The following is a 12,289-nucleotide window of genomic DNA, read 5'->3' as shown; positions in this document are numbered from 1 at the left end:
AACTCCTGCTCGGCTATACTCTTCCCCTCTCCCAGCCGCTCGTACTCATCCACCAACTGATGCATCCGTTCCCGTATTTCGCTCATTCCAACAGTTTAGGCTGTTTGCCTATTTTCAGGACACACCCGCTGACCCTGCCTGGCACGACCAGTTGGTGCAGGCTGTGCTATAGTTAACTCATACATCCCCCTAGGGGAAGGCCCACCGGGCACCTCGAGGGGGATTTTTCTTTGCTCATTGGTTCCCACAACCCCACCCACCGCATCCCGCTGCAACTGCGGCAGCTGCGCCAGGGCATCGTGCTGGTGCGGGCCAGCAACGACACGGTGGTGGATGAATACGGTACCACCATCACCGTCGAAGCGCTGATGCGCGACTGGCTGCCGGCATTTTTGCAGCACCGCACCATCAGCCTGCAGCACAACCTACCGGATCTGCGGGGCATCCAGGGCAAGCCCTTCGTAGGGTTGGCCCGGCGGGTGGACTTCGCTCCCCAGCTCGAGGTGGAGGTGGAGGTGCTCGACCCCGAGACTCGAGCCCTGGTCGAAGCGGGCCGGATTACCGGGGCCAGCCTGGAGTTTGTGCCGCTCGAGTCCCGCACCCAGGTCGTGGCCGGGACCGAGAGCGAGGTCTACTACCGGCTGGCGTCCGAGCCAGAGCTGGCCGGGCTGACCCTCACCGACCTCTTGGGTTTGGACATAGATGATTCGCGCAACCTGCAGGTCGACACTCCGTCGTGGCTGGGTTGCTGTACCTGCCTGGCAAGAACATCTTGGGGAGCGTTTATGACCCATCGGGCTCCGTTGTTACAAACCTTGCAACAGAGCAAAAAACTTTCTCTAGCCATAGCCCCAAAACAAAAAAGGGCGACCACAGAGCCGCCCTTTTAGTCTTGATCTTATCTGGCCCAGCCTAGCCCAACTTGGCGCGCACGTACTCCACAATCTCGTCAATGGTCTCAGCCACTGGCACGTCAGCATCGGCAAAGGCGGCCAGCTTACTCTCAGGCGTGCCCACGTTGCCCATGATGATGGCCCCAGCATGGCCCATTTTTTTGCCCTTGGGGGCACTGCGCCCGCCGATAAAGCCAACTACTGGCTTCTTCATGTGCTCTTTGATATAGGCGGCGGCGTCTTCCTCGTCCGAGCCACCAATCTCGCCGCAGACCACCACGGCATGGGTTTCGGGGTCGTCGTTGAACATGGGCAGCAGGTCTTTGAAGGTAGTACCGATGATGGGGTCGCCCCCAATGCCGATGCAGGTCGAGATGCCATAACCTGCGTCCGAAAGGGCCTTGGCGGTTTCGTAGGTGACGGTGCCGGAGCGCGAAATGAGGCCCACACGACCCTTCTTGAAGACGCTGGCAGGCATGATGCCCAGCTTGCACTCTTCCGGGGTAATTAGGCCGGGGCAGTTACCCCCAATCAGGCGCACGTTGCCCAGTGCCTTGATTTCGGCCACAGCCTTCACCATGTCCATGGTGGGGATGCCCTCGGTAATGAGCACAACCAGCGGCACCCCGGCGTGGGCGGCCTCGAGGGCAGCATCGGCTGCTCCTGGCGCGGGCACAAAGATAATGGAGGCGTCAATGTGGTGGTGCACGGCAGCTTCCTTGACCGTATCGTAAACCGGCACGCCCAGTGTGGTTTGTCCGCCTTTGCCGGGGGTCACGCCCGCTACTACCCGGGTGCCGGCTTTCATCATGGCCTCGGTGTGAAAGGCTCCTTCGCGCCCAGTGATACCCTGGACGATCACGCTGGTATTTTTATTGACCAGGATGCTCACTTTGCTCCTCCCGTCATGGAGATGATGGCTTTGGCTGCTTCGACTGAGGTGGGATACATATAGACCGGGCGACCTTTCAAAAGCGCTTTGGCTTCTTCCTCGGCGGTGCCAGCAACCCGCATGGCTACCGGCTTGGTCAGGATGCCCTCATCCATGGCCCGGATTACCCCCTTGGCTACCTCATCGGCGCGGGTGATTCCGCCGAAAATGTTGATGAAGACCCCCTTCACATCTGGGTCTTTGAGCACCACCTTAAGAGCGTTGTAGACAGTATCGGCCTTGGCGCCACCCCCAATATCCAGGAAGTTGGCCGCCTTGCCCCCGGTGCGCTGCACCAGGTCGAGGGTATACATCACCAGCCCGGCCCCGTTGCCAATCACCCCCACGTTGCCGTCGAGCTTGACGTAGCTGAAGCCGTAGTTGGAGGCCTCGACCTCGAGGGGATGCTCGGCCTCGAACTCGCGCAGGGGCGTCAGGTCGGGGTGGCGGTACAGGGCGTTGTCGTCCAGCACAATTTTTGCATCGGCAGCGACCACCTCGCCGGTATCGGTGATGACCAGCGGATTGATCTCGGCTGTCGAGGCATCAATGCCCACATAGGCCTGATAGAGCTTGACCAGCACATCGGCCAGCTTATTGAGGTTGCCCTCCATGCCCGCGCGCTTGACGAGTTCGCGGGCTTCGAAAGGGCGCAGGCCCGTGTGGGGGTCGATGGGGTACTTGATAAGGGCGTAAGGCTTGGTAGCGGCTACCTCCTCGATGTCCATGCCCCCCTCCCTGGAGAGCATCAGCACCACCCGCTGGGTAACCCGGTCCAGAATCATACCGGCGTAGTATTCCTTAGCGATATTGATGCCCTTGGCCACCAGTACCTTCTTGGTAATGAAGCCCTTGATGTTCAAGCCCAGAATCTGGGCGGCTTTTTCGCGGGCCTCCTCGGGGTTCCGGGCGAGCTTGACCCCACCTGCTTTGCCGCGTCCGCCGGTGTGAACCTGGGCCTTGATAACCACCAGATCGCCGTACTCGGTGGCGATTTGCTTGGCCTCATCGGCGGTAAATGCAACCTTGCCGGGGGGAACCGGGATGCCGTACTTGGCGAGGATGTCTTTGGCCTGATATTCGTGTAGGTTCACGCTTGCCTCCAGTGGTCTTAGCCTCACTCTTGGGATAGCCTTATCGGCACCCTATTTTGCCGCCCGCTATTATAAGTTCTTTCTGATAGCTCGGAAATGCCACCCACTAAGCAAAAAAATGCCTCGTTGCCGACTGCTTGGGGTATGTGCGGTCCCGTAAACTTGTTTTGCTGTTTTACTATCGTCGTTTTTCTTGAGTCGTACTGGTTCCAATTTATTGCATCAAGGGTGTTGTGGAAATGAAATAGGTACACCAGATGGAGAATGTTACGGTATGGTAATGCTTTGGTAATGCGAGGGTGGAATGCTGGAGCGTAGAAAGGAGTTAAGCCGCGCCTGCGCAAGATATTCGGTGTCTTCAGTGAGTGAGGGCAGGGCGCAATTCCAGAGTGTTCAATCCTCCTATGGCCCACAACCCAAGTGGGAACAAATAAGACTCGAGGACGACATGGAATCCTGCCATGGCTAAAGATGGAAAACCTCGAGTCGGTCTTGATCTGAAAACAGGAGGGATACGTATGAAAACCAACGCACAGACCTGGGGCTGGATCCTTATAGCTCTGGGGGTCTTGTTTTTACTGCAGAACCTGGGGCTTCAGATTGCCGGTTGGATCTGGGGGGGTATTTTCATGGCAGCGGGGGCCGGTTTTATCTGGTATTACCAACAAAACCAGAGCCAGTGGTGGCCGCTCATTCCGGGCTTCGCCCTGTTGGGCCTGGGCACCTTGATCTTGTTTGAACCCATTCTGGGCGGCAACCTCGGAGGCGGTATCTTTTTAGCCGCGATGGGCCTGGGCTTTGCGGCGGTTTACATTGTCCGGCCCGACAACTGGTGGGCCCTGATTCCCGGCGGCACCCTCCTGACGCTGGGGGTGGTGGCGGGCTCGGGTGCACAAGATAATGCGGGTGGGGTGTTGTTCTTCCTGGGGCTGGCCATCACCTTTGGGGTGGTTTTTCTGGTGGGGCAGCGCTGGGCCCTGTTCCCGGCTTTGGCCTGTTTGGCCCTCTCTTTGATAACGGCTACCGCCTTGCAGGGGCTGGCGGCCTACATTTTCCCGCTGGCCTTGTTGGCAGCAGGGGTCTATTTGCTGATGCGGCGGAGACCGAGTGCGGGGGCTGAGCAGTCGGAGGCTCAGTTCAAGGTGAAGGAGGGTGGGCAATGAACGCGCCCAAGCGTTTGTATCGCAGTCAAAGCCAGAAAATGATCTGGGGCATCTGCGGCGGCATTGCCGAATACCTCAACCTCGATCCCACCGTGGTACGGCTGTTGTTTGTGCTGGCCGCGGTGCTCTGGGGCGGTGGGGTGCTGGCTTATGTGGTGCTGTATTTTGTGATACCGGAAGCCCCTGCCGCCAATGAACCGGGGTTGAGCCAGGGTGGATAAGATGAGCCAACCGCGCAGGTTGTACCGTAGCCGTAGCGATGAGCAGATCAGTGGGGTCTGTGCGGGTTTGGCCCAGTATCTGGGGGTCGAGCCGGTCTGGGTGCGCATTGCTTTTGTGCTGCTGACGCTAATTAATGGGGCTGGTATTCTGCTCTACATTATTCTGGCTCTGGTGATTCCCAAAGAACCCCTGGAAGAAGGCCAGGACAGCCCAAAACCCGATATGGAGCAAACCCTGCGCGAAGGAGCCCAGAACTTACAAGAACGGGCTCGAGAGGTTTCCGAGCGGATGCAAGGAGGGCAGGGCTCACAACTGCTGGGTTGGGCTTTGGTCGTGGTGGGGGCCTGGTTTTTGCTCCGACAACTGGGCTGGATTCGGGTGGATGAAGACCTGATTTTCCCCTTGCTGCTGATTGGGATTGGGGTGCTGGTATTGTTGCGCAGGGCCGGAAGGTAGGTGGGGTCATGGTGCAGAAAACCGCTCCGGGCGGACGTGGGGTGTGGTGGGGTATTGCCCTGATTGCGATCGGGCTGCTGTGGCTTTTTACCAGTTTGGGCTGGTTTTCCTGGGACTTCTGGGCCGATTTGTGGTTGCTGTGGCCGCTGGTGCTGATCCTGTTTGGGCTTAATTTCCTGTTGCGCGAGCATCCCCAGCGCATCCCGGTGCTGATTGCCGTCGGGCTGCTGGGTGGGGGGTTGCTCTGGATATGGAATGCACGCTCAGGGGTGCAGGGCGCATTGGAACAAATCTCCATTCCGCTGGGCCCGGTGAGCCAGGCGCAAATTCGGCTTGCTCCGGGGGTGGGTCGGCTCGAGGTTTCCTCGCTGGAAGAGGGCTCTGCTAGCCTGGTGGAAGGTCCGGTTCGACTGTTGCCAGGTGAGCGCCTGGAACGCCGCAGTGACGTGCGGGGGAGCGAGGCCGTGGTGGTCCTGGAGGCTAGGGGCCGTACCAGTGGCGCTGCCCGCAGCCGCGAAGGCTGGGAACTCAAGCTCTCGCCCAGGGTTAACTTGCGCCTGGATGTGAACACGGGGGTAGGGGAGACGATACTGAACCTGCGCAGCTTGCAGGTAAGCAGCCTGGAGGTGAACAGCGGGGTGGGGCGGGTGCAGATCGAGCTGCCCGAGCAGGGTAACTACCGGGCCAGGATTGATGGCGGGGTGGGGGAACTGGACATTCGCATCCCGCAAAATGTGGCCGTGCGACTGGAAGCTAAAACCGGCCTGGGCGGCCTGGAAGTGCCCAACGGTCTGCTCAAGCAGGGCGATAACCGCTATGAAAGCCCCGATTATGCCAGCACTGCAAATAAAGCCGACCTCGAGGTGAAGGGTGGCGTGGGCCGGGTGGTGATCCGGCGATAAGAGCATATAACCAAAAACAGTACAAGGACTTCCAGATGCGTAAGAGCGCTCTTCACATAGAATGAGCCTCCCGAGAATCAAGAATCCTCTATCCCAGATAGAACCGTTGCCGCCTGGAAACTCGGAACTCAAGCACTCGGGCGCAGCCGCATTCTCGTTTTCGTGGGCGGCAACGTCTGTGAAGGGCGCGATAAGACGCTCGCGCTGAGCGCATTGGTGAGCCCAAGAATCCCCTCATTTAGGGGTAGGAGTGTCAACGCTCGGCTTTGGAGGTCGGGCGGTTGGTTTCTTCGCTCAGGAGCTTTCCAAAGAGCAAGCGGCCAATTTGGGTCTGAATGGACTGGGTAATCACCACCCCAACTTCCTTGCCCTTGAAGGAAATGGCGTCGTCGACTACCACCATGGTGCCGTCCTCCAGATAGCCCACCCCCTGGCCGGGCTCCTTACCCTCCTTGACGATGGTAATGCTGAGGGTATCGCCTTGCTGAAGCGGGGCCCGCAGGGCCGAGGCCAGGGCCTGTACCGAGAGGGTCTTGACCCCATAGATGCGGGAAAGCTGGGCTAAGGCGTGGTCGTTGGTGACCAATGCCGCGCCCATCCTTTTGGCTTCGGCCAGAATCTGGTCGTCTACCGGGTCGTCGGACTCGTCGCCATCGAGCACCTCGAGGCCCACGCTCAGTTTGAGGCGCTCGAGGGTGTCCAGGCCCCGGCGGCCCTTGGCCCTTTTCTGGGCATCCGAGGCGTCGGCAAACTGTTGCAGCTCGCGCAAGACCTGCCGAGGTACAAACAGGGGGCCCTCCAGAAAGCCCATTTCGGCCACATCCCCGATGCGGCCATCAATCAGAACCGAGGTATCGAGCACCTTGCCGCCCCGGGTCTTGGGAGCATGCGCTGGCGGGCGGGCCAGCCGAAAATAATCTCGATTGGCGATGGCAAAGGCCGATAGGGAGCTGACCAGTACGGCGGCGATGATGAGCGAGTGAATGGCGGAAAACCCCGGAATCTGACTCAGCAGGTTGGTAAGCAGGACGGCCAGCAAGAGACCCAGGCCAGAGGCTGCCGTGATGGCGACGGGGATTTCAGGTGGCAGACGCTTGAGCCAGACCTGACCGTTCTCCCAACGGCGCTCCATCCAGTAGGTCAGGCGTGGCACCAGCAAAAAGCCCACCAGCAGGCCCACCACGCCCAAGTAGAGCCGGTTGAGGCTGGTCAGGTTGCCCAGGGGGCTGATGCTGATAAGATTGCTGACCTCGAGCCACACCCCTACCCGGTAGCCCAGATAGGCAAACAAGGTATATAAAACCCAACGCGTCACGCTCATAAAAACTTGCTCACGGCTGCTTCCAGGCTCTTGAATTGGGGGGGGTGTACCAGGCGCTTGAAGCCTGCCCGTTGCCCTTCGCGCAGGCGGCGCTCGAGGCCCTCCACGCTGCGCAACTCACCGGCCAGCCCCACCTCTCCCACCACCGCGACCTCTTCCGGAAGGGGACGGCCTACCACAGCAGAATACACTGCCAGCCCCACCGCCAGGTCCAACCCTGGATCGAAGACCCGCAGCCCCCCCGCCAGGTTAACGTAAATGTCCAGGTTGCCCAGGGGCAGGTTGAGCCTGCGTTCCAATACCGCCAGCACCACATCCACCCGCCGGCTGTCCAGCCCCTGCGAGACCCGGCGGGGGGCCGGGAAAGGTGTACGAGCGGCCAGGGCTTGCACCTCCAGGGCCAGCGCCCGCTCGCCGGAAAGGCAGAGGGCCACCACCGAACCCGGCGCCCCCACCGGACGCTCGGCCAGAAAGGCTGCCGAGGGGTTGGCGACCTCCTCCAGGCCCTCGTGAACCATGCTGAAAACGCCCAGCTCGCCCACCGGCCCGAAGCGGTTTTTGCTGGAGCGCAAGACCCGGAAGTGGCCGGCGGTTTCCAGGTACAAGGTGGCATCCACCACGTGCTCGATCACCTTGGGCCCGGCCACGATGCCCTCCTTGGTGACGTGCCCGACCAGCACGGTGGTCACCTGGTGATGTTTGGCAAAGCGGGTCAGGGCGGCGGTGGCGTCGCGCACGGCCACCAGCGAACCCGGCGCGGCGGTGGTCTCTAGGGTCTGGATGGAGTCCACCACCAGGAAATCGGGTGGGCTGGCCTCGAGGGTGGCGAGCATTGCATCTAGCTCGGTTTCGCGCAGCAGCTCGAGTTCCCCCGAGATGCCCAGGCGCTGGGCCCGCAGGCGAATCTGCCCGGGCGATTCCTCGCCCGCCAGATACACCACCCGCTTGCCTAGCTCTAGCATCTTTTGGGCCACCTGCAACAACATGGTGCTCTTGCCCACCCCAGGCTCACCGCCCAAAAGAAGCACCTCGCCCGGCACAAAACCGCCCCCCAGCACCCGGTCAAGCTCCCCTATCTGGCTCGAGAAGCGTGCCTCTCCCCCCTCGGGCACATCCCCCAGACGGGTCAGGGCGGCAGGGTTGGGCAGCGGACGAGCGCGCGATAGCCCGCCCCTGCCTGCTACTGAGCCTGGCTTGAGCGCAGGTGCTTCCTCTTTGAAGCTGTCCCAGGCCCCACAGTTGGGACAGCGACCCAGCTCCTTCACCGATTTATAGCCGCATTCGATACAGCGATATTGAATAGAAGCCTTTGCCATCTAACCGCAAGTGTAGCCCGCTGATAGCTGGAATCAAAGGCTTTGGTGCACCTTCCGTAGTGCTCTTCCCGGTCACAGCTGCCCTCGAGGCAGGAGGGTGTTTAGAGTTACACTCCTCGAACCCGGTCTCAGCGCTGGCTACGCTTGGTCTGAAGGGCATGCTCGAGCCGCTCCAGCCAGGCTGCCATGCCGGTGCCACGCTTGGCGGAGACCTCCAGGATCTCGATGCCTGGACGCACCTCGCGCAGGTTCCGGTACATGGCCTGGCGGTCGAACTCCACCGCTTCGGCCAGGTCAATTTTAGTGATCAGGGCGATGTCGGCCGTGTTGATGAGGGTGGGGTACTTGAGGGGTTTGTCCTCGCCCTCGGTGGTGGAGAACAGCGCTACCCGCAGGTCTTCACCCAGATCCCAGCTCGAGGGGCAGACCAGGTTGCCCACGTTCTCGATAAAGAGCAGGTCAATCTGGCTCAAGTCCCAGCCCTGCAGGTGTTCCTCAATCATGCGGGCCTCGAGGTGGCACAGGGTCTTGGTCTCGATCTGCCGCACCGGCGCACCGCTCTCGGCCAGGCGCCGGGCATCGTTGTCGGTAGCCAGGTCGCCTACCAGGGCTGCTACCCGGTAGCGCGGGCTCAGCTCCAGCAGTGTCTGGCGCAGCAGGGTGGTTTTGCCCGAGCCGGGGCTGCTGACCAGGTTCAACACCAGTGTCCCAGCCTGGGCAAAGCGAAGGCGCATCGAGCGGGCCAGCCGGTCGTTGTCTTTGAGCACATTGGCCCGCACCTCGAGGATTCGCGGCGTTTTGGTCATGGCTGCTCCTTTACTTCCAGGGCCACAATTTCCAGCTCCTTGCCGCGCCGGATATCGCCGGAGAGTTCCTGACACTTCGGGCAGCGCAGGCTCTGGATGCCCGCCAGTTCAAACTCGGCCTGACAGTTGGGGCAGTAGATGGTAAGAGGTACCTCTTCAATCAGGAGGCGGCTTCCCTCCAGGGGCGTGCCCTGGCTGGCGACCTGGTAGCCAAACAAGAGCGAATCTACTTCCACCCCCGCGAGCGCTCCCAAACGCAGGTGGACGGCCTCTACCTCTACTCCGCGTGCCGCTGCTTCCTCCTGGGCAACCGAAACGATGTTGGTGGCGATCGAGAGCTCGTGCATGGGGTGCACCTGGAGGATGTCTAAACAATGTCCAGTACCGGAAACCCTCTCAAGTCTGACCGAAATGCATGGGTACAGGTGTCCTGGTCTAGCTCATATAATCTAGGTAGCGTCGCCTATTTTTGAAAGGAGTCCAGAATGTGCCTTGCCATTCCGGGTCAGATCGTACAGTTTGACAGCCCCGCCAAGCACATGGCGACCATTGATGTCTCGGGGGTCAAGCGGCAGGTCAACGTGGACTTGCTGCGCGGTACGCCCCTCGAGGTGGGCGACTGGGTGCTGATTCATGTGGGCTTTGCCATGAGCAAGATCAGCGAGGCCCAGGCCCAGGAGCAGCTTCGGCTCCTGACCATGCTGGGCGAGGCTGAGCAGGCCATGGAGGAGCTCGAGGGCTACCAGTTTGCCGAGGAGGAGCGAAGTTCCCATGCTTGACCTGGAATTCTACGGCAGTTGCACCCTTGAGCAAGATGGCTGCACCACCTGCGGCGACGTGGCAGTGCCGGTTCGGGTGATCCAGCTTGAAGGCCGCGATGCGTTGGTGGAAGATCGCCTGGGCCAGCAGGCCAGGGTTGCGGTGGATTTTTTGACCGACCTTAAGGTGGGCGACGCGCTCCTGGTGCACATGGGCGTGGCCATCGCAAAACTTTCCGACCCAGGAAGGGAGTCGCAGTGAAATACGTGGACGAGTTCCGCGATCCCAAGCTCATCGAGAAAGCCGCCGAGGAAATCCGTCGCCTGGCCGACCCCAAACGGCACTACCGCATTATGGAGGTCTGCGGGGGGCACACCCACTCCATCTACCGCTTTGGCCTGCAAGACCTGCTGCCGGAGAACCTCGAGCTCGTCCACGGCCCCGGCTGCCCGGTGTGTGTGCTGCCCATGGGCCGGGTAGACGATGGCCTCAAGCTGGCCCAAGACCCCCAGATAACCCTGACTGCCTTCGGCGACATGATGCGCGTACCGGGCCAGATGGGCACCCCCCTGGAGATGAAGGCCAAAGGCGCGGACATCCGCATGGTCTACTCTCCGCTGGACGCGCTCAAACTGGCCCAAAAGAACCCCGAGCGACAGGTGGTCTTCTTCGCCATCGGCTTCGAGACCACCGCCCCCTCCACTGCCCTCACCCTCAAGCGGGCCCGGCAGATGGGCATCCCCAACTTCAGCGTGTTTTGCAACCATGTCACCATCATCCCGGCCATGCGGGCCATCCTGGACTCGCCCGACATGCGCCTGGACGGTTTCGTGGGGCCGGGGCACGTTTCTACCGTGATCGGTTGTCGCCCCTACGAATTTGTGGCCAGGGAGTATGGTCGGCCGGTGGTGGTCTCGGGCTTTGAGCCCCTAGATTTGCTGCAAAGCCTGCTGATGCTACTGCGCCAGATCAACCAGGGCCAGGCCCGGGTAGAGAACCAGTACGAGCGGGTGGTGCCTTGGGAGGGCAACCCGGCGGCCCTGGCCGCCCTGGCCGAGGTCTTCGAGTTGCGCCCTTACTTCGAGTGGCGCGGGCTGGGTTTCATCTCCCAGTCTGCGCTTAAACTGCGTCCCGAGTATGCCCCCTGGGATGCCGAGGCCCGCTTCGAGGTGGCCGGGGTGCGTGTGACCGACCCCAAGGCCGCGCAGTGTGGCGAGGTCTTGAAGGGGGTGCTCAAGCCCCCGCAGTGCAAGCTATTCGGCAAGGAGTGCACGCCCGAAAAGCCCGTAGGTGCGTTGATGGTCTCCTCTGAAGGGGCCTGCGCCGCCTACTACAACTACGTCCACTGCGCCGAGCTGGTCTCGGGGGATTGATACGGCCATGACCAAATCCCCAGTCCCTATCCGCTTCAAAGATACCCAAATTGAGCTGGCCCATGGCTCTGGCGGCAAGGCCAGCCGCCGCCTGGTGGAGGGCCTGATTGCGCCCATCCTGGGCAACCCCAGCCTGGACGATGCGGCGCTGCTAAGCCTGGGGGGTGCCTCGCTGGCTTTGACTGCTGATAGCTTCGTGGTCAAGCCGCTGCGGTTCCCCGGCGGCTCGATTGGGGAGCTGGCGGTTAACGGTACGGTCAACGACCTGGCGGTCTCGGGGGCCAGGCCCATCGCGCTGCTGTCCACGCTGATTCTGGAAGCAGGTCTCTCGGCTCAGGTTTTGCAAGCCGAGCTACAGGCCATCGGGCAGGCTGCCCGGCGGGCCGGGGTGCAGGTCGTGGGGGGCGACACCAAGGTGGTGGAGCACGGCAAGGCCGATGGGCTTTTCATCAGTACCAGCGGGATCGGGCTGGTGGATGCCCGGGTCAATCTGGCGGCCTCCTCGGTACGCCCCGGCGACAAGGTGCTGCTTTCGGGCCCTATTGGCGACCACGGCATCACCATTCTGCTGGCTCGAGGCGAGCTCGACCTCGAGGCAAGTCTGAAGTCCGACACCCGCTCGGTCTGGCCTTTCGTGGAAGCGCTGATCGAGACCGTAGCTCCCGGCCTGCGCTGGATGCGCGACCCCACCCGGGGCGGAGTGGCGACCGCGCTGAACGAGCTGGCCAGGGAGGCCCAGCTTGCCCTCAGGCTCTACGAAGAGCACATCCCTGTCCGCGACGAGGTGCGGGGGGCTTGCGAGATTCTGGGGCTCGACCCCCTGCACATCGCCAACGAAGGTCAGTTCATCGCTATAGTAGGCCCCGAGTATGCCGAGGCCGCGCTGGAGGCGGTGCGGCGCGTAGCAGGTGGCCAGGAAGCCAGGCTAATTGGGGAGGTGGTGGAAACCCCCGCCGGCGTGGTGTACACCGTTAGCAGCTACGGCTCGAGCCGGGTGGTGGACATGTTGGTCGGCGATCCCTTGCCGCGCATTTGCTGATCCTTAGCCCATCC

At 61.6% G+C, this 12,289-nt stretch carries 15 protein-coding genes; 9 read left to right on the top strand and 6 right to left on the bottom strand.

All coding sequences use genetic code 11. The annotated features are described in order from the left end of the window. Window positions 1-230 precede the first annotated feature (230 nt). Window positions 231-890 carry a hypothetical protein gene (locus Mhypo_RS07560; protein WP_119340690.1) on the top strand — a complete coding sequence of 220 codons (660 nt, stop codon included), beginning with the start codon at window positions 231-233 and terminating at the stop codon, window positions 888-890. A 22-nt stretch (window positions 891-912) separates the two neighbouring features. On the opposite strand, the gene sucD is transcribed toward Mhypo_RS07560, so the two are convergent. Then, the gene (gene sucD / locus Mhypo_RS07555; protein ID WP_119340689.1) at window positions 913-1,785 is read right to left on the bottom strand and encodes a succinate--CoA ligase subunit alpha; all 873 of its coding nucleotides are present in this window, start codon (window positions 1,783-1,785) and stop codon (window positions 913-915) included. Further along, window positions 1,782-2,918, bottom strand: coding sequence for an ADP-forming succinate--CoA ligase subunit beta (gene sucC / locus Mhypo_RS07550; protein WP_119340688.1), 1,137 nt, complete (start codon window positions 2,916-2,918; stop codon window positions 1,782-1,784). Before sucC ends, sucD begins: the two co-directional genes overlap by 4 nt. A gap of 518 nt (window positions 2,919-3,436) precedes the next feature. Here sucC and Mhypo_RS07545 point away from each other — a divergent pair. Genes Mhypo_RS07545 through Mhypo_RS07530 form a run of 4 tightly spaced genes read left to right on the top strand, consistent with a single transcriptional unit; the run spans window position 3,437 to window position 5,661 of the window. Continuing rightward, the gene (locus tag Mhypo_RS07545; protein ID WP_119340687.1) at window positions 3,437-4,081 is read left to right on the top strand and encodes a hypothetical protein; all 645 of its coding nucleotides are present in this window, start codon (window positions 3,437-3,439) and stop codon (window positions 4,079-4,081) included. Then, window positions 4,078-4,302, top strand: a complete 225-nt coding sequence (locus tag Mhypo_RS07540; protein ID WP_119340686.1) for a PspC domain-containing protein — start codon at window positions 4,078-4,080, stop codon at window positions 4,300-4,302. Before Mhypo_RS07545 ends, Mhypo_RS07540 begins: the two co-directional genes overlap by 4 nt. A gap of 1 nt (window position 4,303) precedes the next feature. Then, window positions 4,304-4,759, top strand: a complete 456-nt coding sequence (locus tag Mhypo_RS07535) for a PspC domain-containing protein (RefSeq protein ID WP_119340685.1) — start codon at window positions 4,304-4,306, stop codon at window positions 4,757-4,759. 8 nt (window positions 4,760-4,767) lie between these two features. Next, window positions 4,768-5,661, top strand: coding sequence for a LiaI-LiaF-like domain-containing protein (locus Mhypo_RS07530; RefSeq protein WP_119340684.1), 894 nt, complete (start codon window positions 4,768-4,770; stop codon window positions 5,659-5,661). A 253-nt stretch (window positions 5,662-5,914) separates the two neighbouring features. Here Mhypo_RS07530 and Mhypo_RS07525 read toward each other — a convergent pair whose 3' ends face one another. The 4 genes from Mhypo_RS07525 to hypA form a co-directional block, all read right to left on the bottom strand. Next, a complete protein-coding gene (locus Mhypo_RS07525; protein ID WP_119340683.1) occupies window positions 5,915-6,982 on the bottom strand; it encodes a PIN/TRAM domain-containing protein in 1,068 nt (355 codons plus the stop codon). Beyond that, a complete protein-coding gene (gene radA, locus Mhypo_RS07520; protein WP_119340682.1) occupies window positions 6,979-8,298 on the bottom strand; it encodes a DNA repair protein RadA in 1,320 nt (439 codons plus the stop codon). The genes Mhypo_RS07525 and radA overlap by 4 nt, the downstream gene beginning before the upstream one ends. Before the next feature lie 128 nt (window positions 8,299-8,426). Next, entirely contained in the window at window positions 8,427-9,104 is a 678-nt protein-coding gene (hypB, locus tag Mhypo_RS07515; protein ID WP_119340681.1) for a hydrogenase nickel incorporation protein HypB, read from the bottom strand. Next, window positions 9,101-9,451, bottom strand: coding sequence for a hydrogenase maturation nickel metallochaperone HypA (gene hypA, locus Mhypo_RS07510; RefSeq protein WP_119340680.1), 351 nt, complete (start codon window positions 9,449-9,451; stop codon window positions 9,101-9,103). Before hypA ends, hypB begins: the two co-directional genes overlap by 4 nt. A gap of 138 nt (window positions 9,452-9,589) precedes the next feature. Between hypA and Mhypo_RS07505 the strand changes: the two genes are divergently transcribed. The 4 genes from Mhypo_RS07505 to hypE are packed head-to-tail and all read left to right on the top strand — an operon-like array spanning window position 9,590 to window position 12,275. After that, entirely contained in the window at window positions 9,590-9,883 is a 294-nt protein-coding gene (locus Mhypo_RS07505; RefSeq protein WP_119340679.1) for a HypC/HybG/HupF family hydrogenase formation chaperone, read from the top strand. Further along, window positions 9,876-10,124 (top strand): HypC/HybG/HupF family hydrogenase formation chaperone, encoded by a 249-nt coding sequence (locus Mhypo_RS07500; protein ID WP_119340678.1) that lies wholly within the window; start codon window positions 9,876-9,878, stop codon window positions 10,122-10,124. The genes Mhypo_RS07505 and Mhypo_RS07500 overlap by 8 nt, the downstream gene beginning before the upstream one ends. After that, on the top strand, window positions 10,121-11,236 hold the full coding sequence (gene hypD, locus Mhypo_RS07495) for a hydrogenase formation protein HypD (protein ID WP_119340677.1): 1,116 nt from the start codon (window positions 10,121-10,123) through the stop codon (window positions 11,234-11,236). Before Mhypo_RS07500 ends, hypD begins: the two co-directional genes overlap by 4 nt. 7 nt (window positions 11,237-11,243) lie before the next feature. Then, window positions 11,244-12,275 (top strand): hydrogenase expression/formation protein HypE, encoded by a 1,032-nt coding sequence (gene hypE, locus Mhypo_RS07490; RefSeq protein ID WP_119340676.1) that lies wholly within the window; start codon window positions 11,244-11,246, stop codon window positions 12,273-12,275. Window positions 12,276-12,289: the final 14 nt, after the last annotated feature.

This window comes from Meiothermus hypogaeus (assembly GCF_003574035.1).
Lineage (GTDB): Bacteria > Deinococcota > Deinococci > Deinococcales > Thermaceae > Meiothermus > Meiothermus hypogaeus.
This window is presented reverse-complemented; position numbering and strand designations above follow the sequence as displayed.

What these genes read in the sequence shown, in the direction of transcription:
- hypB (WP_119340681.1), bottom strand. Translation starts at nt 9,104, where the DNA reads ATGACCAAAACGCCGCGAATCCTCGAGGTGCGGGCCAATGTGCTCAAA.
- radA (WP_119340682.1), bottom strand. Translation starts at nt 8,298, where the DNA reads ATGGCAAAGGCTTCTATTCAATATCGCTGTATCGAATGCGGCTATAAA.
- hypE (WP_119340676.1), top strand. Translation starts at nt 11,244, where the DNA reads ATGACCAAATCCCCAGTCCCTATCCGCTTCAAAGATACCCAAATTGAG.
- Mhypo_RS07545 (WP_119340687.1), top strand. Translation starts at nt 3,437, where the DNA reads ATGAAAACCAACGCACAGACCTGGGGCTGGATCCTTATAGCTCTGGGG.
- Mhypo_RS07505 (WP_119340679.1), top strand. Translation starts at nt 9,590, where the DNA reads ATGTGCCTTGCCATTCCGGGTCAGATCGTACAGTTTGACAGCCCCGCC.
- Mhypo_RS07525 (WP_119340683.1), bottom strand. Translation starts at nt 6,982, where the DNA reads ATGAGCGTGACGCGTTGGGTTTTATATACCTTGTTTGCCTATCTGGGC.
- Mhypo_RS07535 (WP_119340685.1), top strand. Translation starts at nt 4,304, where the DNA reads ATGAGCCAACCGCGCAGGTTGTACCGTAGCCGTAGCGATGAGCAGATC.
- Mhypo_RS07540 (WP_119340686.1), top strand. Translation starts at nt 4,078, where the DNA reads ATGAACGCGCCCAAGCGTTTGTATCGCAGTCAAAGCCAGAAAATGATC.
- Mhypo_RS07500 (WP_119340678.1), top strand. Translation starts at nt 9,876, where the DNA reads ATGCTTGACCTGGAATTCTACGGCAGTTGCACCCTTGAGCAAGATGGC.
- hypA (WP_119340680.1), bottom strand. Translation starts at nt 9,451, where the DNA reads ATGCACGAGCTCTCGATCGCCACCAACATCGTTTCGGTTGCCCAGGAG.
- Mhypo_RS07530 (WP_119340684.1), top strand. Translation starts at nt 4,768, where the DNA reads ATGGTGCAGAAAACCGCTCCGGGCGGACGTGGGGTGTGGTGGGGTATT.